The 24,010-nt window shown below is 70.6% G+C and carries 21 protein-coding genes; 9 read left to right on the forward strand and 12 right to left on the reverse strand.

Features of this window, described 5'->3' with window-relative positions:
• Positions 1–64: 64 nt before the first annotated feature.
• The 5 genes from AB0B39_RS13760 to AB0B39_RS13780 all read right to left on the reverse strand — a co-directional run bounded on the left by AB0B39_RS13760 (position 65) and on the right by AB0B39_RS13780 (position 6,258).
• Positions 65–1,168, reverse strand: coding sequence for a sugar-binding protein (locus tag AB0B39_RS13760; RefSeq protein WP_357495208.1), 1,104 nt, complete (start codon positions 1,166–1,168; stop codon positions 65–67).
• Positions 1,169–1,222: 54 nt separating this feature from the next.
• Positions 1,223–2,521 (reverse strand): multiple monosaccharide ABC transporter permease, encoded by a 1,299-nt coding sequence (gene mmsB, locus AB0B39_RS13765; protein ID WP_357495210.1) that lies wholly within the window; start codon positions 2,519–2,521, stop codon positions 1,223–1,225.
• A complete protein-coding gene (mmsA, locus tag AB0B39_RS13770; RefSeq protein ID WP_357495212.1) occupies positions 2,518–4,065 on the reverse strand; it encodes a multiple monosaccharide ABC transporter ATP-binding protein in 1,548 nt (515 codons plus the stop codon). The genes mmsB and mmsA overlap by 4 nt, the downstream gene beginning before the upstream one ends.
• Positions 4,066–4,599: 534 nt before the next feature.
• Entirely contained in the window at positions 4,600–5,778 is a 1,179-nt protein-coding gene (locus AB0B39_RS13775; RefSeq protein ID WP_357574470.1) for a glutathione-independent formaldehyde dehydrogenase, read from the reverse strand.
• Positions 5,779–5,865: 87 nt separating this feature from the next.
• A complete protein-coding gene (locus AB0B39_RS13780; protein ID WP_357574471.1) occupies positions 5,866–6,258 on the reverse strand; it encodes a PPOX class F420-dependent oxidoreductase in 393 nt (130 codons plus the stop codon).
• A gap of 158 nt (positions 6,259–6,416) precedes the next feature.
• On the opposite strand from AB0B39_RS13780, the gene AB0B39_RS13785 reads away from it, so the two are divergent.
• Both AB0B39_RS13785 and AB0B39_RS13790 read left to right on the forward strand, forming a co-directional pair.
• Positions 6,417–8,156: an ATP-binding cassette domain-containing protein gene (locus AB0B39_RS13785; protein WP_357574472.1), complete on the forward strand. Its 1,740-nt coding sequence runs from the start codon at positions 6,417–6,419 to the stop codon at positions 8,154–8,156.
• On the forward strand, positions 8,146–9,594 hold the full coding sequence (locus AB0B39_RS13790; RefSeq protein ID WP_357495220.1) for an aminotransferase class V-fold PLP-dependent enzyme: 1,449 nt from the start codon (positions 8,146–8,148) through the stop codon (positions 9,592–9,594). Before AB0B39_RS13785 ends, AB0B39_RS13790 begins: the two co-directional genes overlap by 11 nt.
• A gap of 12 nt (positions 9,595–9,606) precedes the next feature.
• On the opposite strand, the gene AB0B39_RS13795 is transcribed toward AB0B39_RS13790, so the two are convergent.
• A complete protein-coding gene (locus AB0B39_RS13795) occupies positions 9,607–10,005 on the reverse strand; it encodes a hypothetical protein (protein ID WP_234582281.1) in 399 nt (132 codons plus the stop codon).
• A gap of 277 nt (positions 10,006–10,282) precedes the next feature.
• Between AB0B39_RS13795 and AB0B39_RS13800 the strand changes: the two genes are divergently transcribed.
• The 4 genes from AB0B39_RS13800 to AB0B39_RS13815 all read left to right on the forward strand — a co-directional run bounded on the left by AB0B39_RS13800 (position 10,283) and on the right by AB0B39_RS13815 (position 14,403).
• The gene (locus AB0B39_RS13800; protein WP_357495222.1) at positions 10,283–11,539 is read left to right on the forward strand and encodes a family 16 glycosylhydrolase; all 1,257 of its coding nucleotides are present in this window, start codon (positions 10,283–10,285) and stop codon (positions 11,537–11,539) included.
• Between the two features lie 169 nt (positions 11,540–11,708).
• Entirely contained in the window at positions 11,709–12,731 is a 1,023-nt protein-coding gene (locus tag AB0B39_RS13805) for a DUF4331 family protein (RefSeq protein WP_357574473.1), read from the forward strand.
• Between the two features lie 126 nt (positions 12,732–12,857).
• A complete protein-coding gene (locus AB0B39_RS13810) occupies positions 12,858–13,403 on the forward strand; it encodes a hypothetical protein (protein WP_357495226.1) in 546 nt (181 codons plus the stop codon).
• A gap of 127 nt (positions 13,404–13,530) precedes the next feature.
• A complete protein-coding gene (locus AB0B39_RS13815; RefSeq protein ID WP_357574474.1) occupies positions 13,531–14,403 on the forward strand; it encodes a hypothetical protein in 873 nt (290 codons plus the stop codon).
• Between the two features lie 103 nt (positions 14,404–14,506).
• Here AB0B39_RS13815 and AB0B39_RS13820 read toward each other — a convergent pair whose 3' ends face one another.
• The 3 genes from AB0B39_RS13820 to AB0B39_RS13830 all read right to left on the reverse strand — a co-directional run bounded on the left by AB0B39_RS13820 (position 14,507) and on the right by AB0B39_RS13830 (position 18,637).
• Positions 14,507–17,488 carry a fibronectin type III domain-containing protein gene (locus AB0B39_RS13820; protein ID WP_357574475.1) on the reverse strand — a complete coding sequence of 994 codons (2,982 nt, stop codon included), beginning with the start codon at positions 17,486–17,488 and terminating at the stop codon, positions 14,507–14,509.
• Between the two features lie 185 nt (positions 17,489–17,673).
• Positions 17,674–17,904: a DUF2188 domain-containing protein gene (locus AB0B39_RS13825; RefSeq protein WP_234582287.1), complete on the reverse strand. Its 231-nt coding sequence runs from the start codon at positions 17,902–17,904 to the stop codon at positions 17,674–17,676.
• Positions 17,905–17,977: 73 nt separating this feature from the next.
• The gene (locus AB0B39_RS13830) at positions 17,978–18,637 is read right to left on the reverse strand and encodes a M23 family metallopeptidase (protein ID WP_357495694.1); all 660 of its coding nucleotides are present in this window, start codon (positions 18,635–18,637) and stop codon (positions 17,978–17,980) included.
• 116 nt (positions 18,638–18,753) lie between these two features.
• Between AB0B39_RS13830 and AB0B39_RS13835 the strand changes: the two genes are divergently transcribed.
• Entirely contained in the window at positions 18,754–19,419 is a 666-nt protein-coding gene (locus AB0B39_RS13835; protein ID WP_357574476.1) for a hypothetical protein, read from the forward strand.
• 45 nt (positions 19,420–19,464) lie between these two features.
• Positions 19,465–20,043, forward strand: a complete 579-nt coding sequence (locus tag AB0B39_RS13840; RefSeq protein WP_357495236.1) for a TetR family transcriptional regulator — start codon at positions 19,465–19,467, stop codon at positions 20,041–20,043.
• Between the two features lie 17 nt (positions 20,044–20,060).
• Here the strand turns inward: AB0B39_RS13840 and AB0B39_RS13845 are convergent, their stop codons facing one another.
• The gene (locus AB0B39_RS13845) at positions 20,061–20,396 is read right to left on the reverse strand and encodes an SH3 domain-containing protein (RefSeq protein WP_357495238.1); all 336 of its coding nucleotides are present in this window, start codon (positions 20,394–20,396) and stop codon (positions 20,061–20,063) included.
• A 10-nt stretch (positions 20,397–20,406) separates the two neighbouring features.
• On the opposite strand from AB0B39_RS13845, the gene AB0B39_RS13850 reads away from it, so the two are divergent.
• On the forward strand, positions 20,407–21,027 hold the full coding sequence (locus AB0B39_RS13850) for an ATP-binding cassette domain-containing protein (RefSeq protein WP_357495240.1): 621 nt from the start codon (positions 20,407–20,409) through the stop codon (positions 21,025–21,027).
• A 16-nt stretch (positions 21,028–21,043) separates the two neighbouring features.
• Here the strand turns inward: AB0B39_RS13850 and AB0B39_RS13855 are convergent, their stop codons facing one another.
• Both AB0B39_RS13855 and AB0B39_RS13860 read right to left on the reverse strand, forming a co-directional pair.
• Entirely contained in the window at positions 21,044–22,360 is a 1,317-nt protein-coding gene (locus AB0B39_RS13855) for a hypothetical protein (protein ID WP_357574477.1), read from the reverse strand.
• Positions 22,361–22,372: 12 nt separating this feature from the next.
• Complete coding sequence (locus AB0B39_RS13860) at positions 22,373–23,899, reverse strand: alkaline phosphatase D family protein (protein WP_357574478.1); 1,527 nt, start codon at positions 23,897–23,899, stop codon at positions 22,373–22,375.
• Positions 23,900–24,010: the final 111 nt, after the last annotated feature.

Below are 24,010 nucleotides of genomic sequence, written 5' to 3' on the forward strand. Positions count from 1 at the left end.
CGACGATGGGTCCCGGAAGAGGAGATCCCGGGACCCATCGGCGTTGCTGCCTACCGTGTGGTGATTACTTGGTGAGCGGCGCGAGCTTCGGGTCGTTCGCGTACGCCTCGGCCGCGTTCGCCTTGGTGACGGCGACCGGCGGGAGCAGGAACGTGTCCACGACCTTGCTGCCGTTGTTGTAGGACTTGGTGTCGTTCACCTGCGGGGTGTTACCGGCCTGGAGAGCCTTGACCATGTTGATGGTCTCCTTCACCAGGTTGCGGGTGTCCTTGTTGATCGTCATGTACTGCTCGCCAGCGACGATCGACTTGACCGACTCGACCTCGGAGTCCTGGCCGGTGACGACCGGGATCGGCTTGCCGGCACCCTTGACCGAGGTCAGGATGGCGCGGGCCAGCGTGTCGTTCGGGGACAGGACGCCGTCCAGCGTCTTGCCGCCGTAGGTGGAGGTCAGCAGCTGGTCCATGCGGGCCTGCGCACCCTCGGCCTTCCAGCCCTGGATGGCGGTCTGCTTGACGTCCTTCTGACCCGAGGCGACGACGACGGTGCCCTTGTCGATCTCCGGCTTGAGCACGCTCATCGCGCCGTCGAAGAAGACACCGGCGTTGTTGTCGTCCGGCGAGCCGGAGAACAGCTCGATGTTGTACGGGCCGTTCGGCTTCTTGGCCTTCATGCCGTCCAGCAGGGCCTGGCCCTGGAGCTGGCCGACCTTGAAGTTGTCGAACGCGACGTAGTAGTCGAGGTCCGGCGTGTTCTTGATCAGACGGTCGTAGGCGATGACCTTCACGCCGGCCTGGTGGGCCGCGGCGACCTGGGTCGACAGCTGCGCGGCGTCGGTCGCGCCGATGACGATGACCTTCGCGCCCTTGGTCACCATGGCGGTGATCTGGGCCTGCTGGTCGGCAACGGTGGTCGACGCGCCGGCGTACTGCACGTCACCCTGGAAACCGGCCTCCTTCAGGCCGTTGGTGAACAGGTCACCGGCGAGAACCCAGTTCTCGGAGGTCTTGGCCGGCAGGGCGACACCGATCAGGGAGTTCGCCGCGAAGCCCTTGGCCTCGCCACCGGAGCTGCCGGAGTCGCCGTCGCGGCCGGAGCCGCAGCCAGCAAGGGCCAGCATGGCGGCGGCGCTGACCGCGACCACCGACGTGCCGAAGAATTTACGCATGGTGAGGACTTGCCTTTCTGGAAGGTGGAACCGGGTGGAGAGAGTCGGTGGCCGTCAGCCGGACACCGCTGCCGTGGCGGGCTTGCGCTCCGCGTCCGGCGGTGAGGCGGGTGGGGCGGAGTCGTCGCGGCGGAACGGCCGCATCAGGCTCCCGATGATGGAGAAGCGCCCCTGGCTCTTGTTGTAGACGTCGATGGCGACGGCCAGCAGCAGGACCAGGCCCTTGATGATCTGGACGCGGTCGGTGCCGACGCCCATCAACTGCAGGCCGTTGTTGAGCACGGCCATGACGAGACCACCGACGATCGAGCCGCTGATGGTGCCGATGCCGCCGGCGACCGCCGCGCCACCGATGAACACCGCGGCGATGGCGTCCAACTCCCAGCCATTGCCGTCCTGCGGTCCGGAGGCCGCCGACCGGGCCACGAAGATCATGCCGGCCAGCGCGGCCAGGACGGACATGTTCATCATGACGAAGAAGTTGACCCGCTTGAGCTTCACGCCGGACAGCTCGGCCGCCCGGGAGTTGCCGCCCACCGCGTAGATGTGCCGGCCACCGGCCGTGTTGCGGGTGTAGAAGGAGTACGCGATGACCAGGACCAGCAGGATGATGCCCGAGATCGGGAAGCTGGTGCCGACGCGACCGCTGGCGAAGCGCAGCGACGCGAAGGCGATGACCCCGACCATGATGGCCATCCGCAGGATCGAGATCCACATCGGCGCCGGGTCGGCGTCCATCTCCCGACGGGTCTTGCGGGCCTGGAGTTCCCGCCACACCACAGCCACCGCCGCGGCCAGACCCAGTAGCAGCGTCGCGTTGTTGTAGCCGGTGTTCGGGCCGAACTCCGGCAGGAAGCCGGCGCCGATCTCCCGGAAGCCCTCGGGCACCGGAATGCTCTGCGCGTTACCGATGAACTGGTTGCCGCCGCGGAACAGCAGCATGCCGGCCAGGGTGACGATGAACGCCGGCACCCCGATGTACGCCACCCAGAAGCCCTGCCAGGCGCCGATCGCCGCGCCGATCACGAGACCGAACAGGATGGCGGCAGGCCAGGGCAGGTTCCACTCGGCCATCGACTTGGCGACCAGGATGCCCGCGAAGGCGGCGACGGAGCCGACCGAGAGGTCGATGTGCCCGGCCACGATCACCATGAGCATGCCGATGGCCAGGATCAGAATGTACGAGTTCTGCTGGAACAGCGCGATCAGGTTGTCCGACCGCAGGGTGAGGCCGTCGGTCAGGATCTGGAACAGGACGACGATCGCCACCAGGGTGAAGATCATCCCGAACTGGCGCGCGTTGGAGGTGGTACCTCCGAACAAATTCTTCTGAAGGTCCTTCAATCGGCTCATCGTGTGGCCATCTTCTTCGTCGAGGTCATCTGCTTCATGAGGTTTTCCGGGGTGGCGTCCGCCCGGGCGATCTCACCCGTGATGGCGCCTTCGAACACGGTGTAGATGCGGTCGCAGAGCCCGATCAGCTCAGGCAGCTCCGAGGAGATGACGACGACGCCCTTCCCCTGGTCGGCGAGCCGCTGGATGATGCCGTAGATCTCGTACTTGGCACCCACGTCGATACCGCGCGTCGGCTCGTCGAGGATCAGCAGGTCCGGGTCGGTGAACATCCACTTCGCCAGGACGACCTTCTGCTGGTTGCCGCCGGAGAGCTTGGAGACGCTCTCGTCGACAGTCGGGGCCTTGGTCCGCAACTCCTTGCGGTACGCCTCGGCCGCCTGGTATTCCTCGACCTCGTTCAGGACGCCGCGGTGCGAGATCTTGGACAGCTTGGCGGCGACGGTCGACGCCTTGATGTCGTCGAGCAGGTTGAGGCCGATCGCCTTGCGGTCCTCGCTGACGTACGCGAGCCCGTTGTCGATCGCGTCCGCGACCGACTTCAGGACGATCTCCTTGCCGTCCTTGATGATCGTGCCCGACTCGTACACCCCGTAGGAGCGGCCGAAGACACTCATCGCGAGTTCCGTGCGGCCCGCGCCCATGAGGCCGGCGAAGCCGACGATCTCGCCGCGGCGCACCACGAAGCTCTCGTTCTTGCAGACCTGGCGCTCGGCGGAGATCGGGTGCCGGACGTTCCAGTTGCGGACCTCGAAGAAGACCTCGCCGATCTTCGGGGTGTGGTCCGGGAACCGGCTGCCCAGCTCGCGGCCGACCATGCCCCGCACGATCCGGTCCTCGTCGACCCCGTCCGCCTTGACGTCGAGGGTCTCCACGGTCCGGCCGTCGCGCAGGATGGTGATCTGGTCGGCGATCGCCTCGATCTCGTTCAGCTTGTGCGAGATCATGATCGAGGTGATGCCGCGCGAACGGAACCCGCGCAGCAGGTCCAGCAGGTGCTTGGAGTCCGCCTCGTTCAGCGCCGCCGTCGGCTCGTCCAGGATGAGCAGCTTCACGTCCTTGGCGAACGCCTTGGCGATCTCCACGAGCTGCTGCTTGCCGACACCGATGTCCTTGATCAGGGTGTCCGGGTCCTCCTGGAGGCCGACCCGGGCCATCAGGTCCAGCGCCATCCGGTTCGCGGCCTTCCAGTCGATCGCGCCGTGCTTGCGCGGCTCGTTGCCGAGGAAGATGTTCTCGGCGATCGACATGCCCGGGATGAGCGCGAGCTCCTGGTGGATGATCACGATTCCGGCGTTCTCACTGGCCCGGATGTCGGAGAACCTGCTCTCCGACCCCTGGTAGATGATCTGGCCGTCGTAGCTTCCGTACGGGTAGACCCCGCTGAGGACCTTCATCAGCGTGGACTTGCCCGCACCGTTCTCGCCGCAGATGGCATGGATCTCGCCGGCGCGAACCACCAGGTTGACGTCGGAGAGGGCCTTGACTCCGGGGAACTCCTTGGTGATGGAGCGCATCTCAAGGAGGGTGGGCACGTCGTTCATCGCTCGTACCACCTCGCCAACGTCATCGTTGCCTCCGGAAGGTTGAACCTTCACTTGGTTTTGTTGTTGACGGCAATGTATTGCGGCGAACAGGCCATCCGCAAGGCGAGGGCCTGTTGAAAATGTAACAATCCGGCAATATCGACGTTGCAGAGTATTCGCCCGTCACAGCCGCCCCCGCAGCCTCTCCCGGCACGATGACCTGTCGGTGGCAACGTTGTCAAATGCGGAGCCACTCCATGATCAATTTTGATCGCTGCCATCAGGCCCGCCACCAGGCACGATCCACGGCGGCGGGACGAGGGACAGCCTACCCACGAGTACGAAACTATCGGCGGATCTTGATCAGGCCGCACCGCCGGCACGGTGCCGAGGACGCGACGACCGGTCTCGGTCGACTGTGTGACCCACGCCTCCCCGGACCCGACGGATCGACGGAGGCGATCTCGTCGATCGCACCACCAGGAGAGGGATCAACGCCTGGACGTCCCTTACGTGCCGGATCGGGCCCGAACGGACGGACGCGCCGGCCGGTCAACTCGGGCGCAGCACCGCCTTGATCACCCCGTTCTCCCGCCGGTCGAAGCTGCGGTACAGCTCCGGCGCGTCGGCGAGGGCGCCGTGATGGGTCACGATCACGCTGGGCCGGGCGCGACCGGCGACGACCAGGTCGCGCAGCAGAACCGTGTAGCGGCGGTCGTGCGTACGGCCGAACCGGACCTCGACGCCCTTGCTGAACAACGTCCCCCAGGGTGCGACCAGATCCTCGTGGGCGCTCGCGCCGGGGCGGGGATGCAGGTCCTTGTCCGGGTAGACGCCGGCGACCGCGATCGAGCCGGCGGGGTTGACCAGCCGGGCCGCGTCCGCGATCACCTGGTCCGGGCGCTCCTGGTCGGGGTCCACGCGGTCGCGCGCCTGGAACCCGACCGCGTCGATGACCCGGTCGATCCCGCCCAGCTTCTCCTCGCCGAGCGGCAGACCGGCCCGCGCGCGGTCGGCGCGGATCTGCTCGACCGGGTCGCCGCGGCGGAAGTCGACCGGAACGGCCCCGATCTCACCGGCCTTGTCGAGTCGGGCGTCGACACCGTCGACGCAGTACACGACCCGCGCACCCCGCAACAGCGCCGAGTACGCGCCGAGCAGGCCGATGGTGCCGGCGCCGAACACGGCAACTGTGTCGCCGGCCTGGACCCCGGCGAGGGTGGCCGCGGCGTGCCAACCGGTGACGAACGCGTCGGCGAGCAGCACGAAGTCGTCCTCGTACGCGTCACCCGGCTCCCCCGGCACCGGCACGCAGTTCGCGTCGGCCCACGGCACGCGCAGCAGGTCGGCCTGGGCGCCCCGGTACGGGCCCATCCCGGCGTAGCCGTACGCGGCGCCCGGCCCCTCGGCCCGGGCCCGCAGGCAGGCCGCCGACAGCCCGCGGGCGCACATCACGCAGGTGCCGCAGAACAGGTGGGTGGGGATCACCACGCGGGTGCCCGGACGCACGGTCTGCACCGCCGAGCCGACCTCCTGCACCACGCCCAGCGGTTCGTGGCCGAGCACCAGCCCGGGGTCGGCGCCCGTGCGCCCGTCGTACATGTGCAGGTCGGTGCCGCACAGCGCGGTGGAGGTGATCCGCACGAGCGCGTCGGTCTCCGCCTCCAGCGTCGCGTCGGGCACCTCCCGCACCTCGACGGTCCGGACGTCCGCGTAGACGACGGCTCTCATCCCGACTCCCCTTCCGCTGCTGGAGTGTCGGTCTTCCCCCGGCCGGGTCGTTCATGCCGCCGCGACGTCGGGCGGCCGGTGGGCCGGTCAGCCCATCGACCGGACCCGGTCGGCCTCGATGGTGAGGATGATCCGGACCTGGTCGCGACCGCCGAACCACGGGTACGGCCCGCCGAGGTAGCGCTGCGCCAGCCGCTCGATGTGCTCGGCCGCGCCCTCGGTGCTCACGTCGACCACCCGACCCCGGACCTCGTGGTAGCGGCCCGGCTTGTCCGGGTCGGAGATCGCCACGGCGACCCGGGGGTCCCGACGGACGTTGCGCGTCTTCTGGTGCGTCTCCACCGTGTTGATCAAAAGGTGGGTGCCGTCGGTGTCCACCCACGTCTGGGTGAGCTGCGGCGAGCCGTCCGGCATCAGTGTCGTCAGGTAGCAGGTGCTCGGAGCGCGCAGCAGCGCGAGCAGGTCGTCGGGCAGGTTCACGGGTGTCCCTTTGTCCGGTGGCGCCCAACCCGGCGTTGGTCGCTTCGCAACAGTCGCACGTCGTGATCGACGGCCGGGGCGGGACCCCGCACCGACGTAGCATCGGCGAGGCACGATGTCAGGCGCACACGTCACCGACCGGATCGGGCATCCTCGACATGACGACCGAGCAGACCGCCGCACCACCGCGTACCGGCGTCGCCATCGTGGCCGACGGCCTGGGCCAGAGTGTCCGAGATGGACGCCGGATCCTGGACGACATCTCCCTGGCCGTCGCGCCGGGCGAGCTGGTCGCGATCATCGGGGCCAGCGGCGCCGGCAAGACCACCCTGCTGGAGACGCTGGCCGGGGTCCGCCGACCGGCTGCGGGCACCGTGGCGTACGACGGCAGCAGCGCCGCGCCGGGCGCGGTCGGCTTCGTTCCGCAGGACGACATCATCCATCGCGAGCTACCGCTGGCCCGCACCCTGCACTACGCGGCCCGGCTACGCCTGCCCTCCGGGACCGGCCCGGCCGAGGCGGCTCGCCGGGTCGCGGCGGTGCTCGCCGACCTGCGGCTCACCGAGCGGGCCGACGTGCCGGTGGGCCGCCTCAGCGGCGGTGAGCGCAAGCGCGCCAGCATCGCCGTCGAGCTGCTGACCCGACCCGGCGTGTTCCTTCTCGACGAACCCACCTCCGGGCTGGATCCGGCGATCGCCGTGGAACTGCTCCGGGTACTGCGTACCCTCGCCGACGCCGGGACCACTGTCGTGCTCACCACCCACCAGATCACCGACGTGGACCGGTGCGACCGCGTCGTCGTGCTGACCCGCCAGGGCCGCCTGGCCTACGCCGGCACGCCCGCCGCCGCCCGGGAGTTCTTCGGCCTGCGGTCCCTGGCCGAGGTGCACCTGCGGCTCGACGAGGAGTCCGATCCGGCCGGGTGGCCGGATCGCTTCGCCGCGTACCGCGACACCGGCCGGGCCGCGGACACGGACCCGGCCGGCCCGCCCATCGTCGGGGCCGAGCCGAGGGCGATGGACGGCGCGGGCGGTACGGACCACCCGGGCGGGACGGCCCGGCGGGTCGGTCGGCTCCGCCAGTTCGCGCTCCTCGCCGCCCGCAACGCGGAGATCGTCGTCCGCAACCGGTTGACGCTGGCGATCCTGCTCGGCTCACCCCTCATGGTGCTCGGCATGTTCGCGCTGCTGTTCCGCCCCGGCGCCTTCGACCCGACGAACCCCCGCCCGACCGTCACCGTGATGATCCTGTTCTGGATCGCGTTCGGCGGTTTCTTCTTCGGGTTGACCTACGGGCTGCTCCAGATCTGCACGGAGCTGCCGATCCTGCGTCGGGAGCGGCTCGCCGGCGTCCGGCTGCTCCCGTACCTGCTGGCGAAGGTGGCGGTGCTGCTGCCGCTGCTCGCCCTGGTGGATCTGGCCCTGCTCGGGGTGCTGCGCGCCATGGACCGGCTGCCTCCGGTCGACGGCGGCGCCTTCGCCGCCCTGTACGCGACCCTGCTGCTCTCCTCGGCGGCCGCGCTCGCGCTCGGTCTGCTCTGCTCGGCGGCCGTCTCCGACCCGGCCCAGGCGACGCTCCTGCTGCCGATGCTGTGCTTCCCGCAGGTGCTGTTCGTCGGTGCGATCCTGCCGGTGCCGGCCATGGCGGCCGGGGGCCGGTGGCTCAGCTACGCGATGTCGAACCGGTGGGCGTTCGAGGGGCTGGGGCACACCGCCGGGGTCGAGCGGCTGTGGCGCGACGGTGGCTCACCGCTCGGCCCGCCGCTGCTGCAGACGTACGGCGACAGTTTCTCTCGACCGATCTGGGTCGACTGGCTGGTGCTCGGCGGGTTCGTGCTGCTCTTCCTCGCCGCCGCGTGGGCGGTCCTGGTGCGCCGGGAGGCCCGCCGTGCGTCCTGAACACGCCCCCTACCCCGAACCGGCGGCGCTGCCCGGGTACGCCGAGACCGCCCGGATCGACGAGCTGCGCGCCACCGAGTACCAGCACCTCGACCGGCACGGGCAGGTCTACCTCGACTACGCCGGCGCCGGGGTGACCGCGCAGGCTCAGGTGCGGGCGCACCACGACCGGCTGCTGGCGAGCCTCTACGGCAACCCGCACTCGGAGAGCCCCACCAGCGCGGCGGCCGGGTCCCTGGTGGAGTCGACCCGGCAGGCGGTGCTCGACTTCTTCCACGCCGACCCGGCCGAGTACGCGGTGGTGTTCACGCCGAACGCCAGCGGCGCCTGTCGACTGGTCGGCGAGGCGTACGACTTCGGTCCTACCGCGCCGTTCGCGCTGACCTGGGACAACCACAACTCGGTAAACGGCATCCGGGAGTACGCCCGGGCGGCCGACGCGCCGGTGCGGTACGTGCCGCTGAGCGGGCCGGAGCTGCGGATCGCAGAGGCTGACCTGGTGACGGTGCTCGACGCCGGACGGCGGGGCCGGTCCGGCCGCCGTGGACTGTTCGCGTACCCGGCGCAGAGCAACTTCTCCGGTGTGCAGCACCCGTTGAGCTGGGTGGAGCTGGCCCACCGGCACGGCTACGACGTTCTGCTGGACGCCGCCGCGTTCGCCGCGACGAATCGGCTGGATCTGCGTGCCGTCCGACCCGACTTCGTCTGCCTGAGCTGGTACAAGCTCTTCGGCTACCCGACCGGCGTCGGCGCGTTGCTGGCCCGCCGCGACGCGTTGGCCCGGCTGCGCCGGCCGTGGTTCGCCGGCGGCACCATCCGTGCGGTGAGCGTGCAGGGCGACTGGCACCGCTCGATGGACGACGAGTCGGCGTTCGAGGACGGCACGCTCAACTTCCTGAGCATCCCGGATGTCGAGTTCGGGCTGCGGTGGCTCGACTCGATAGGCGTGGACCTCGTGCACACCCGGGTCGGCCTGCTCACCGAGTGGCTGCTGGGTCGCCTGTCCGCGCTACGGCACCGCACCGGCGAACCGTTGGTGCGGGTGTACGGGCCGACGACGGGCGTGGGCCGGGGCGGCACCGTGACGTTCAACGTCCTACGCCCGGACGGATCTCCGGTGGACGAGCGGCTGGTAGCGCGGGAGTCCGCCGCGGCCGGCTTCTCGCTGCGGACCGGCTGCTTCTGCAACCCGGGGGCGGGCGAGGGCGCGTTCGAGATCAGCGGGCCCGCGTTGCGGCGCGGGCTGCTCGCGCGGGTCGACACGATCGACGAGTACCTTGGCGCGCTGCGGTTGCCGACCGGCGGCGCGGTCCGGGTCTCGTTCGGCCTGGCCTCCAACGCCTCCGACGCGCAACGCCTCCTCGCCTTCGTCGAGGCGTCCTACCTCGACCGGGACGTCAGCGCGGAGCCACCGCTGCCTCCCCGCCTGCGCTGCTGACGCGCCCCGGGGTCAGACGGCCTGCGGCACCGACGCCGGGCGGTGCTTGATCTCCTCCATGAACGCGAAGCGGGCGGTCAGCTCGGCAAGCGTCAGCCCGGCCCGCCAGGCCGAGGCCACCTGGGCGACCTGGAGGAGGTCCATGCAGTCACCGCGCGCGAGCACCTCACCCGCGGACCGGACGTCGATCATGAAGTATCGGGCCTGCGAACCCAGCCCGATGCAGACCACGCCCTGATCGGAGTGCAGCTCCGCGCAGGTGAATTGGGCCCGCCCCTGCTCGGGGGCGGTCACCCGCCCGATGTCGAGCTGGTGGCGGGCAGCGGTCTCGATGAGCGCGGGGGCGAGGCCACCCCGCTCGACCAGGTCCGGGTAGAGGCGCACACCCAGCGCCGTCGACGCGTCGCTCATGACTGACTCCCACTTCCTTGTGACAGAGACCAGCAGCACGCAGGTTACGGGGAGGTTTCCTGCGGACCTCGTCATCCTGTCCCGCGTGGACGCTCCACGGCAATAGGAAGGTTCGATTCGACAGCTATCGAGGGGTGCGATCCGCCGGGTAACGGACCCGCCGTCACATTGGAAACACTCTTGACAGTAACCCGTTAAATCGACATGCTTCGTCATAGAGAGCGCTCTCTGTCTCTCCGGCGCCGCCCCCTCCGCCACCTGAACCGAGGAGCCTCCCGTGTTCACAGCCCGTCCCGCACCCCGCCTGCGGCCCCTCGCCCTCGCGGCGGTCGCCCTCGTCACCACCCTCGCCTCCCTCACCCTCCCGGGGCAGTCCGACCGGGCCGAGGCCGCCATCGGCCCGATCACCTGGCAGGACGAGTTCAACGCCCCCGCCGGCACACCTGTCGACCAGAGCAGATGGCGCTTCGACATCGGCGGTGGCGGCTGGGGCAACAACGAGCGGCAGTACTACACCAACAGCACCAGCAACGCGGTGCACGACGGCCAGGGCAACCTCGTCATCACCGCCCGCCGGGAGAACCCGGCCAACTACCAGTGCCACTACGGTCGCTGCGAGTACACCTCGGCCCGACTGCTGAGCGCGGCGACCTTCACCCAGACGTACGGCCGCTTCGAGGCCCGCATCAAGATTCCGCGCGGCCAGGGCATCTGGCCGGCGTTCTGGATGCTCGGCACCGGCGGCGGATGGCCCGACGCCGGCGAGATCGACGTCATGGAGAACATCGGCCGGGAGCCGAACACCGTCTACGGCACGGTGCACGGGCCCGGCTACTCCGGCAGCGGCGGCATCACCGGCAGCCGGACGATCGGCAGCCCGCTCGCCGACGGCTTCCACGACTACCGGGTGGACTGGGAGCCGAACGCGATCACCTGGTACCTGGACGGGGTGCAGTACCACCGGGTCGATCCCGCCCGGCTCGGCGGGAACCGGTGGGTGTTCGACCACCCGTTCTTCATGATCCTCAACGTGGCGGTCGGCGGTAACTGGCCCGGCTACCCGGACGGCTCCACGCAGTTCCCGCAGCAGATGCTTGTCGACTACGTCCGGGTGTCGAGCTACACCTCCGGCGGCGGCGACCCGGCGCCCGGCACCACCCGGATCAGGGGGGCGCAGAGCGGGCGCTGCATCGACATCCCGAGCGCCAACCCGGTCGACGGCGCCAAGCTGCAGATCTGGGACTGCAACACGACCGCGGCGCAGGCGTGGACGTTCGCCTCCGACGGCACCGTCCGCGCGATGGGCAAGTGCATGGACCCGGCCTGGGCCGGCACCGCCAACGGCACCGAGGTCAACCTGGTCAGCTGCAACGGCAATCCGGCCCAGCGCTTCACGCTCAACGGCGCGGGCGACCTGGTCAATCTCAGCGCCAACAAGTGCGTGGACGTGCGGGAGGCCAACCCCAACAACGGCGGCAAGCTGCACCTGTGGGACTGCCTCGGCGCGGCCAACCAGAAGTGGTCCCGTTTCTGACGAGGCCGGCACGAGCGGTGGGTCGTCCGGGAACCGCTCCGGACGGCCCACCGCCGCGCGCGACAGCACCGTCCACCGGCCCGGCCTAGTTCGGTCGATGGACCGGGCAGGCGCATCCCGACCGCTATGTTCGTTTTAATCCGAATATAGCCGTTACGGGAGTGAGCCCATGTCGCACCACCTTGACACCCCCCTCGCCGCCCAGGGCGGCCAGCTCTACATCGACGACCTGTACGTCTTCAACGGCGACCGCGCCACGGTGTTCGTCATGGACGTCAACAGCTCGGTGACCAAGGCCGACATCAAGCGCGGCTTCCACGCCGAGGCCCGCTACGAGTTCAAGATTCACTTCAACGGCTCGGACCTGGAGGAGCTGACCTACCGATTCGCCTTCGGCGAGCCGGACGGCAACGCCACGCAGACCCTGGAGCTGTACGAACTCACCGGCGCGGACGCCCGCGACGACGCCGCCATGGGAACCCCCATCGCCCAGGGCAGGACCGGCGAGGTGACGACCGGGCAGCGCGTCCGGATCTGGGCGGGCCGGATCACCGACCCGTTCTACATCGACCTCGACGAGCTCGCCACGATCAACGGCGCGGTCAAGAACGGCGCACGGGTGGATCGCTCGGCGTGGCGGGCGGACCAGGCCAAGAACAGCTTCGCCGGCACCACCGTCGAGTCGATAGTCCTGGAGGTCTCGCACGACGAGCCGCTGCTGCGCGAGGGCACCGAGATCGGCGTCTGGTGCCGGACCCTGCTGGCCACCGACGCGGGCGGGTGGCGGCAGATCAACCGTGCGGGCCACCCCATGATGTGGCCCGTCTTCTGGCCCCACGACACCGACTTCTCCGACCCGGCGAACTTCCGGCACCCCAGCCAGGACCTGTCCGAGGACGGGGAGGAGATCGCCAAGGCCGTCGCCGGGGTCGTCGCGGCGAACGGCACCGCGCCGGACCCGCAGGCGTACGGCTGGAGCGTCGCCCGGGTGCTCTACCCCGATGTGCTGTCGTACACGGTCGGCACGGCAGCGAACTACGGCTTCGCGGTCCACAACGGCCGCACCATGGCCGACAATGCGCCCGAGGTGATGTTCTCCCTGGTCCTCAACACCGGCACCACCTCGGGCCTCACGCCCGAGGTCACGAAGGCCGCCCGCGCCGACACGTTCCCGTACGTGGTGCCGGCCTGACCGCGACAAAAGGCCAGGTCACAGGCGTGGCCCGGGTGATGTTGAGGCTTTTGCCGGTTTTCGGGGTTTTTGCGTAGATACGCTCTGAACCGCATCCCATGGGCGATTCAGGACGAAGGAGACTTGATGCGCAGGAAACTTCTGGCGGGCGTGGCCGGCATTGCCGCCGCCCTCGCTCTCGCAGCGCCGGCCGCCGCCGACACGACCGGCGAAACGGTCGTCACCCTCACCGTCGACGCCGCCGGTGGCCTCTCGATCACGGTGCCCGCGACGGCGAACATCGGGCACGGCGTGGAAGGCTCGAGCGTCTCCGGTCAGCTCGGGCCGGTCACGGTGCTGGACCAGCGGGGGTCGCTCACCCCCAACTGGACCGCCACCGTCATCTCCACCGACTTCGTCACCGGTGGCGGCACCTCGGGAGAGACGATCCCGAACATCAACGTCCAGTACTGGTCGGGCCCCGCAACGGCCACGGCCGGCGGCGGCACCTTCACGCCCGGTCAGCCAACCTCGGCCCAGCAGGTGATCATCAACGTCCCGCGGACGGCGATGACCCACACCGGCGGCACGGGCAACAACTTCGCCACCTGGAACCCGACGCTGGTGGTGAACGTACCGGTCGGCACCGTCCAGGGTGTCTACACCGGGACGGTGACACATTCGGTGTTCTGAGCCGCTCGGCCGGCTGGCGCTGCTGGCCTCGGTCGCCCTCGTGGCGCTCGGGGTTCCGGCGGCGCCAGCCGCTGCCGTGCGGGAGCACCGACAGGATCCCGCCGACGACGCCGCGATCAGCATTCGCATGCTGGACATTCCCGCGAGTCGGGCGCAGGACCCCCGCGCACAGGTCTACATCGTGGACCACCTGAAGCCGGGGACGACCATCGAACGCCGGGTCGAGGTGCAGAACACCTCGGACGAGACGCAGAAGATCGAGTTCTACTCCGGCGGGGCGTCGATCGAGAACAACGCCTTCACCGTGCCCGACGGCCGCACGGGCAACGAGCTCAGTGGCTGGATCCGACTGGAAACCGCCAGGATGGAGCTGGACCCGGGCGAACGCCGGCCGGTCGGGGTCGAGATCGCCGTGCCGAGGAAGGCGTCCGAGGGCGAACGGTACGCCGCGATCTGGGCGCAGGTCACCAGCGCGAAGGAACGCACCGGCAATGTCACCCAGATCCACCGGGTGGGCATCCGGGTCTACCTCGACATCGGCCCGGGCGGTGAGCCGCCGACGGACTTCCGCATCGGCGCGCTCGCCGCGGAGCCCGGTATCGGGAAGTTTCCGGTGGTCACCGCGCAGGTCACCAACACCGGTCGCCGCGCCCTGGACATGACCGGGACCCTGACGCTGAGCAAGGCGGCGGTCCGGGCCGGGCCGTTCAAGGTGACCAACGGCGTGACGATCCTGCCCGGCGAGACCGGCCAGGTCCGGATCGACGTGAATCAGGACCTCCCCGCGGGGACCTGGGACGTGCGGGCACAGCTCGCCAGCGGCACTGTGGAACGCACCGCGACCGGGACGATCGTCCTGCCCGTCGCGGCGCCGATGGCCGTCTCGACGTCCGCGGGGCCCGGCCTGCTGCCGTACGCGGGCGGCGGGATCGCACTGCTGGTGCTGATCACCGTCGGTGGTTGGTATCTCGTGCGCCGGCAACGGACCCGCCTGGCCTGAGGTCCCCACCCTCCGGCGACTGCCCGGCCCTTCCCTCTGGAGGAAGCGGCCGGGCAGCGTCGTTGCGCCGGTCGCTGGCCCCTGGTGGCGGCGGCGCCCGGTGCTAGATGACCGAGTGCGTCACGACCGCCGTGTAGTCGCCGACCACCAGCCCGGGCGGGAGCGCAACCAGCAGTGTCGGGTTCCAGGTGGCGGAGTTCGGGTCGCCGCTTCGGCCGGACCACCCGGCGGCCGTACGCGGGGTGTCCAGCACCGCGCCGGGCTGCGGGAGGAAGGTTCCGTCGCCGGTGGTGGCGAGGGCCGCACCGGAGGCGTACGTGACGCTGCTGTTCGGGATGGTCTCGCCACCCGAGCCGGACCCCGTGGTGAAGTTCGTGGTCGAGACGACGCTGACCCACCGTCCGGAGAAGGGGCCGCGGTCGTCGGTCACGGTCACCGGGCCGAGCTGCCCCGAGACGCCTGTCGCGTCCGAGGTGACGGTGCCGAGCGGGGAGATCGCCGGGACGCTGATGGAGAGCCCGCCGAGCGGGTTGATGACCAGGTCGACAGGTCGGGTGGCGGACTGGTTGTCCGAGTCGGTCACCCGCACCGTGAACGGGAACGTCCCGGACGCGGTGGGCGTGCCGGAGAGCAGACCGCTGAACGGGTCGAGGGTCAGCCCGGCGGGCAGGCTCCCGGCGCTCACCGACCAGACGAAGGGGCTCGTTCCGCCGGCCACGGTGAGCTGGTACTGGTACGGCACGTACGCCTTTCCGGGTGGCGGCGGCGCGAAGGTCAGCGTCGGCGGCGGGTTGACCGTCACCGCCGCGGACGCTGCCGACTGCCCGCCGGTGCCCGCCGCGTTGATCGCGGCCACCCGGAAGGTGTACGTCGCGCCGCCGGTCAGTCCGGTGACGGTCTGGGTCGTGGCGGTCCCGGTGAAGGTCTGCGGCGTCTGCGCCACACCGTTGAGGTACGGCGTGACCGTGTAACCGGTGATCGGCGAACCGCCGTTGGCCGGGGTCGTCCAGCTCAGCGTGGCTGCGGTGGTCCCCGCGGTGACCGAGGTGATCGTCGGTGCGCCCGGCAGGGTGTACGGGACGACCGCCGCCGAGGCCGGACTGGCCGCGCCGGTGCCGTACGCGTTCACCGCCGTCACGCGGAAGGCGTACGAGGAGCCGGCGGTCAGCCCGGTCAGGGTGCGGCTGGTGGTGGAGGCGTCGAAGGTGAGGGTCGGCTGGGTGACGCCGTCCCGGATCGGGGTGATCAGGTAGGTCGTGATCGGGCTTCCGTTGCTCGCCGGCGCGGTCCAGCTGACGGTGGCGCTGGTGATGCCCGCGACCGCAGTGGGCGTGGCGGGCGTGCCGGGTGCGGACGCGTAGACGTAGCTGGCCGATCCCGCCGAGCCGCGGGTGACGACGCTGACGGTGACCGTGGCGGCGCTGGAGCGGGCGGGCATGGAGGAGATGCCGAGTGTGCCGTCGGAGTTCACTGTGAAGCAGCCGGCGGCCGGGCCGGACGTGCACGGCAGCAGCAGCACCGCCGTACCGGCCTGCTGTTCGGCGGCCGTGCCGATGGTGATCGCGGTCGCTGCGGTGAGGCCGCTGCCGCCGACGGTGACCGCGATGCCCCCGGCGATCGAGCTCTGCGCCGGGGTGACGGTCACGCCGCTCGGTGCCGTGGCCGGCGCCACGGGCGTGGTGGCGGAGGAGTAGCCCGGGTTGGCGTCGATCGAGGACGAGGTCGCCACCGTGGCGGTCTGGATCAGCGCCGGCGTCACCCCGGTTCCGGTCACGGTCGCGACAACTGTGATCGGCGGCAGCGAGGTCCCGCCGGGGAACGGGCCGTTGCTGTTGGTGCAGCTGATCGTCTGCCCGGATGGTGCGCCGCAGACCCAGCCGGAGCCGAACGCCCCGCGCGGCACGACACCTGTGGGCACGGTCTGGGTGACCGAGATCGGCGCCGTCTCGGTGGCCCCGGCGTCGACCCCAGCGGTGATCGAGTAGGTGACGGGATCGCCGGGCTGCGGGCTCGGGCCGACCGCGCTGGTCTGCGACACGTTCAGGTCCGGCACCGGGTTGAAGGTGACCGCGCGGGCGTTGTCGAGCTCGTGGAAGTCGGTGACCGAGCCGGTCGAACCCACCCAGCCGAAGGCGAGTTGCCGGGGGAAGCCGCTGGCGTTGAGCCAGGTCGGCGACGGGTACAGGCTCGGCGACACGACCGGGAGGCTCCCGGCCAGCGTCCGCGCCGATCCTCCGACCGGCGTGAACCGCACCCGGTACTCACCGGCCGGCACGGTGATCCCGGTGTCGGTCGTGTACGGGGACGAGGTCGTGTTGGCGACCACCTCGACCGGCACCACCGAGGCGGCGCGGGTGGTGGCACGCAGCGTCAGCGGGGGCGACGAGGTGGTGGTGGCGGTGCTGTTGATGGCGCAGTAGCCGACACCGTTACGGCCCGGTCCGCGGATCACGACCTGGCCGGGCACCCGATTGTTGGTGGTGGAGATGTACGGCGGATTCGTGCAGCCGGAGCCCTGGTAGAGGCTGTTGCTGAAGTTGCCGAAGACGTCCAGCCCGACGCCCAGGTAGCCGTTGGACAGACCCACCGAGGCGCCGTTGAACGCCGCCGAGTAGCCGAGGGATCCGCCCGGCTGGCCGATGACCGCCGGGGACAGCGGGTTGGCCGGATCGACGGCGGCCAGCGCGAACGCCATGCCGTCCGCTCCCGGGCTGGAGCCGCCGTACTGGTAGGTGTTGAACGAGACGTGCAGGCCCTGCGAGGTGGGCACGCTCACCGCGCCGAACACCCCGCCCTGGCGGGTGGCCGTGGCCGGGGTGAGGCGCAGCTTGCCCGCGCCCTGCGGGTCGGTGGACGTGGTGCAGCTCAGCAGGGGGCCGTTTGTCGAGTTGCCGGCCGCGCTCAGGCAGGCGGTGTTGGTCGCGGTGGGGGTGGGGACGCCCGGCACCGTCACGGGGCCGATGCCGTTCGCGGTGTTGTTGTGGAACGGTTGGTCGAACAGGACCGACCCGACCGCCCACGCGGAAGGCGGTGCGAGCGCGAGGGTTCCCGCGGTGACGGCGACCACCAGAGCCGCAGCGCTCACGGGACGACGCCGCCGACCCCGAAACGTCATGTCCACTCCCAGCTTTCACTTAAGCCCCGAAGTGGACTATATCCCCCCAAATCACCCACCTGCGGTGGACGGCGATAAAGCTGGGGACGACGTCCGCAAAGCGGACCGACCTCCTCGGTCAAGCCGAAGAGGTCGGTCCGCAGGCGGTGCGGCGGTCAGCCCGCGATCTCCCGCGGGTCGCGGCTGCGTGGGTACGTGTTCTTCTCACCGATCGTGCCGTCCTGCTTCTTGATCACATGCTCGACGCCCCGGTCGGCTGCCATGTCGCGCCCCTGCGCCTGCGCGTCGGCCTTGGAGTCGTGCGTGCTGCTGGCCCGGTCGTTACCCTCCGGACGGTTCTTCCACTGCCCGTCTTCCTGGTACGTGTCGACGTCACCCTTGGCCATCGCCAACTCCTCCCCTGCGTCTGAACTGTCACCCGGATCAGTGCCCCGAGCCGTGCCGGGTAAACCGCGGTCCTCAGGAGACGGTCGGGCAGTTGTCGCTCACCCGCCGGAGTATCTGTTCGCGTTCGTCGGTGGTGATGCCCGACGGCGTGCCGCCGAAATGGGTCTCGACCTTGTCCCAGCCGCGTCGCTGCTCGTAGTGCAGGTGCGGAGCGCCGGAGTCCCCCGTACTGCCGAGCCGTCCGATCTGCTCACCCTGGGCGACCTTCTGCCCGACCTTGACCAGTGGCGGTTCGAGCATGTGCAGGTACTGCGTCTCCCACTTGCCGCCGTGATCGATCTTCACCCAGTAGCCACCACCGCGACCGCGCGGGCCTTGCGGATTCTCCGGCGTACGCCCACCCAGCGAACCGTTGATGCCCGCCACGGTGACCGTGCCGCCGTAGGACGCGAGCACCGGACGCCCCCACGCCTCGCCCTCGGTGGGGAACAGGTCGACGTCGAAGTCGTCGTGCCCGGGGTAGGTGCTGAGCTGCCACGTCTCGCCGCAGGCGACCGGCATCTGAAAGAGCGGGCGGGGACCGGCCGGGCGCAGCAGCGGCACGACCACCACGGCGACGCCGGCCACGGCAGCCACGACGACGAGCGCGAGAAGCACGGGGATCACCCGTCGGCGGGTGCGGCGGTGGCTGCGGGCTGGAGTGGGGCGGCCGGTCGTCACCGGCCCGAGCATGGCAGACGCCGGCAACGCTCCGGCCATGGGTGGCCCCGCTTCGCGTTGCAGTCGAATCGTAAAAGCGTTATCGTCTTTGCAATGCACTTGCATTGGAACCATTGCGGGAGGCGACCATGACCGACACCAGGACGCCGACCAGCGCGAGAGTGGGACCGCTGGTGCGCCGGGCGGCCGTGGCCGAGGCCGCGATGTGGCGCAGCCTCTACCTGTGGGCACGGCGCCGTCCACTGCCGTTGGGGCCCGGCGACGAGCCGTTCGGCTACCTCGGCGTGGTCAAGCCGATCCTCGGCATCTTCATCGCCCTGTCGGTGGTCGAGATCCCGATCTTCGACCTGATCGTCACCCACGTGGTGCCGTGGCGGCCGGCCCGCTGGATCGTGCTCGGCCTGGGCGTCTGGGGCGTGCTCTGGATGCTCGGCCTCTGGGCCGGCATGACCATCCATCCCCACGTCGTGGGTGACACCGGTCTGCGGGTGCGGGTCAACTCGGGCATCGACATCTGGATCCCCTGGACGGACGTCGAGGCGCTGCGCAAGCGCCACCGCTCACTGCCGTCCAGCAGGTCCGTCCAGATCGAGCAGGAGGGTGACCGCCGCGTCCTGCACCTCTCGGTCGGCAGCCAGACGAGCATCGACGTCCTGCTACGCCGGCCGACGACGTTCGACCTGCCCACGGGCCGGTCGGCGCCGATGGACGAGCTACGGCTGTACGCCGACGACCCCGACGGACTGCTGCGCAGCGCCCGGGGCACACCCGCGGGCGACACCGCCCGCCACTAGCGTCGTCGGGGTGTGCCAACGACCCACTGTGAAACGATCGAGGTCATGCCCAGGAAGGTCGATCACCAGCAGCGACGCACCCTCATCGCGGACGCGTTGATGCGGGTCGCCGCCGATCAGGGCCTGGAGGCGGTCAGCCTGCGCCACGTGGCCACCGAGGCGGGCGTCTCCGCCGGGATGGTGCAGCACTACTTCCGCACCAAGGACGAGATGATGACGTTCGCGTTGAGCGTGGTCCGCGAGCGCAGTCAGGTCCGGGTCACCGAGGCGGTGGCGGGCCTGGGCGAGAACCCGTCCCCCCGGCTGCTGCTGCGCACGATGATCGCCGCGCTCCTGCCGCTCGACGAGCACACCCGCGACGACGGTCGGGTGGCGCTCGCGTTCCTCGCGTACACGGCGGTGCGACCGTTGGCCGCGGCCAGCCTCCGCGCGGACACCGCGCAGCTCGCCGCGTTCATCGCCAGCGTCCTGCCCAGCAACGACGCGGCCGCGGCGGCCGGCCTGCTGGCGCTGATGGAGGGGCTGGGCGTGTACCTGCTCGGTGGCCAGTACACCGCCGAGCAGGCCCTGGACGCTCTGGACGCCCACCTGGACCTGCTCTTCGGCGCACCGACCACCTCCTGAGCGACGACGCCGCTACCTCAACAACGCGGCACGTTCGGGATGTACCCGTCGTAGCCGGTGAGCAGGTACGCGTCGGACACGTAGCGGTTGGTGCCGATCCGGTCCCAGACGGAGGTGGTGCCGTACGGGCCGGTGACCGTGCTGCCGACGGCCTGGCAGTAGACGGACACGGTGGCGCCGTCGGCGACCGAGCCGACGACCGGATAGCTGGCGCCCGGGCCGGAGCGCACGTTCAGGGTGCTCGCGCTGGTGGTCACCGTGCCCGAGCCGATGCCGGTGATCCCGTTCACCAACTGCAGGTAGTAGCTGTCCCGACTCTCGGCCAGGGGCCTGGCCGCCCTGCGCGGGGCCACTGTCGGCACTGTGCTCCAGGGCGCCGAACGCAACCTGCTGCCCTACCTGTCGCTGTCCCGCAACATCTGGTTGGCGCAGCGACCCGTGGCACGCCTCAGCAGACGCCGACTCGACCCGCCGGAGGCGATCCTGGAGCTGGTCGGTCTCGCCGGCGCCGGCGCGCGGCGGGTGAGCGACCTGACCCCGGGGCAGCGCCAGCGGGCCGCTCTGGCGCAGGGGCTCGCCGCCGGGCCCGGCCTGCTCCTGGTCGACGAGCCGACGAGTCAGCTCGACGTGGCCGGTCGCGACGACGTGCTCGCGGCGCTGGCCACGGTCAACGCCGAGCGGGGCACCACAGTGGTGGTGGTGACCCATGACGGCGAGGTGGGTGCCCGGCTGGGCCGAGCGGTCACCATCCGCGACGGCCGGGTCGGCGCCGAGGGGCGTGACGGCCGTGACTTCGCAGTGGTGGCAGGTGACGGCACGATCCAGTTGCCGCCCGAGACCTGGGCGGCCTTCCCGGCCGGGACGTTGTTCGAGGTCGACCAGACCGATCAGTCGATCACTCTGCGCGCGGTGGCCGCCCCGTCGTCCCCCGGCGGAGACGACGGGGCGGCCAGCGCCGGCGGCAAGCCCGACCAGGCCCTCTGAACGGACCGGGTCCGGCTCAGTTCACCCGGGCGGCGGCCCGCGCCTTGCGCTGGCGCAGTTCGTCGGCGGTCATCAGCCAGGTCGAGTTCGTCGCCCCGAGACCGAGGAGCACCTGGTCGAAGCCGTTGCCGTCGTTGTCGTCGGTGTAACAGAGACTCACCTCGCCCCACGGGGATGCCGCGACGGCCAGGTGTTCCTGCCGGCCCGTCGTGGTCTGGCTCAGCGCCTGCGCCGGCAGCCGACTCGCGGATGTGCCGTCGGGGTTGAGGCCGCGCGCCCAGACGTCCGGGTTGGCGCCAGACACCGTCCAGCCCACCACGACGTTGTCCTCGTCGTCGATGCCGACGCCCGGCGCGACGGCCCCGGTCCCGGTGGACACCTGGACCTCGCCGTGGCGGGCGGCGCCGGCAGCGGTGAACGAGCGCGCCCACACGCCCCGGGTGCCGGTGTGGTCCGACTCCCAGCCGACGGTGAAGTCACCGGCGAACGTCGCCGCTACCGACGCCCGCTGCTGCTGCCCGCCGCTCTGCGCGTTGGCCGTGCGCCGGGACAGCACCACAGCGCCGTTCGACCGGGCCAGCCGGGTCAACCCGATGTTGTACGAGCCGTTGGCGTCGGCGTCCTCGTCCCAGACCACAAGCGCCTCGCCGGAGGCGGACACCGCCACGTCGGGGCGGTGGTGTGTGCCGGTCGTCTGCGAGGCCGTCACCTCGTACGCCCTGGTGGTGGCGGCGGTGAAACCGGCGGCCTTGACGGTGGCTCCAGCGGTGCCCTGCACGTCCTCCCAGACGACCGTGAAGCCGACGCCTCCGGTGGTGGGGGCGCCATCGGGGTCGAGGGCCACCTTCGGCCAGATCTGCTGCCCGGCGTCGCTGGCGTTGGCCTGCCCCGACCCGAGGATCGCGCCGGCCGGTGACACCACCCGGTACTGGATGTTGTAGACGCCGTTGCCGTCGCCGTCGGCGGCCCAGACGACAACGGCGTTGCCCCGGTCGTCGATGCCGACGTCCGGGCTGATGTGCCGCCAGGCGGCCCCGCTGGTGCCGCCGGCGGAGAGCTTCAGCTCGTAGCCGGGCGTGCCGTCGCGGAACAGGCGCACGTAGATCTCGCTGTGGGTGTCGTCCTCGGGGGCGGTGCTGTCCCGGTCGTCCTCCCAGGCGACAGCGACCTGACCGTTGCGGTTCATGGCGATGGCGGGCAGGTCCTGGTCGCCGCTCGCCACGCTGTTGGCGGTGGTCCAGGTGATCGCCTCGGCGGTCATGGCGGTCGGGGCGGGCACCACGACGGTCGGGGCCAGCAGGGACGCAGCGAGCAGGGTCGTGAGTGCGGTCATGGGGTGCTCCTTCTACCCGGCCTGCAGGCCGGGCTGGCCGTCGAGGATGACGAACGAGCGCACCGTCGACGCCGGCGCGTCGTGCTCGGTCACCGTGTTGACCGCCCGGAAGTCCGCGCGGACCTGACTGCGTCCGATCGTGGTACGGACGTAGCCGCGCCGGTCGGAGTAGAACTTGAGGTGAGGGTTGGTCGCCGCGTTCGGGATGGTCGTGCTGCCGGTGCCGTTGCCGGTCGAGGTGATCGACGTGCAGACCAGTTCGGTGCCGATCGTGGCCGACGACGGGTTGGCGTAGTCGGCCTTCAGCTCGTTGGCCCAGGACCTGTGCACGTCTCCGGTGAGCACGAGCGGGTTGCGCACCCCACGCTGCTGCCAACCGGTCTGGATGCGGCTGCGGGAGGCCCGGTAACCGTCCCAGGCGTCCATGCTCGCGGCCCCGCTCGCCTCGAACTGGCGGGCGAAGAACACCTGCTGGCCGAGGATGTCCCAGGTGCCGTAGTGCTGGGCCAGCCCGTCGAGCAGCCACGCTTCCTGGGTCGCGCCGGTCAGCGACCGGGAGGTCAGGTCGGCGTCAGTGCAGACCTTCCAGCCGTCACCGCAGGCCTGGTCGTCGCGGAACTGCCGGGTGTCGAGCATGTGGAAGGTGGCGAGCTGCCCCCAGCGGACGCGGCGGTAGAGCGGGATGCTGTTGCCGCTCGGCGCGGAGGCCGGCCGCAGCGGCATGTTCTCGTAGTAGGCCCGGTACGCGGCGGTGCGCCGGGCGGTCCACTGGGCCTCGGTCAGCGTCGGGCTGCTGTCGGCGCGGACCATGTTCGCGTAGTTGTTCTCGACCTCGTGGTCGTCCGGCACGACGAGCCAGGGCGCGGCAGCGTGCGCCGCCTGCAGGTCCGGGTCGGACTTGTAGAGGGCGTACCGGCGGCGGTAGTCGGCCAGCGACACGATCTCCGCGCCGACGTGCTGGCGTACCGCTGCGGTGTTGACGCCGCCCTCGTAGATGTAGTCGCCGAGGTGCAGGATCAGACCCGGGTTCTCCTCGGCCATCCGCCGGTAGGCGGTGTAGTAGCCGGCCTCGTAGTGGGCGCAGGACGCGAACGCCAGGACCAGGTCGCGGCCGAAGGTGCCCGGGGCCGGTGCCGTCCGCGTACGTCCTACCGGGGAGATCTGCCCCTGGGCCCGGAACCGGTAGTAGTAGTCGGAGTCGGCGGCGAGGCCGCCCGCGACGACGTGCACCGAGTGGGCGTCGGCGTAGCGGGCGACCACCGAGCCGGACGCGACAAGTGACGAGAAGCGGTCCGTCGTGGACACCTGCCACTCGACAGTCACGTCGGCGTTGGCCATGCCGCCCTGCCCGTCGGCGTTGAGCGGCGAGGATGCCAGCCGGGTCCACAGGACCACGCTGTCGGGGGCCGGATCACCTGACGCCACACCGAGTTTGAAGGGGTACGGCACCGCGGCGCGGGCACCCTGCCCGGGTGTCACCGCGACGCCGGCGACTGCGAGTCCACTGAGGACGAATATGCGACGGCTCAGCCCTGTCATGGTCAATACCCTCGGGGCCGTCGATGAATGGCGAAGGCTGCGGCGTGGAAGCCGACGTGACGGGACGTTTACCGCGGCATGGCGGTCAGGTGTCCTGGCCGCCCGAGGTTC

The organism is Micromonospora sp. NPDC049114, assembly GCF_040648635.1.
Lineage (GTDB): Bacteria > Actinomycetota > Actinomycetes > Mycobacteriales > Micromonosporaceae > Micromonospora.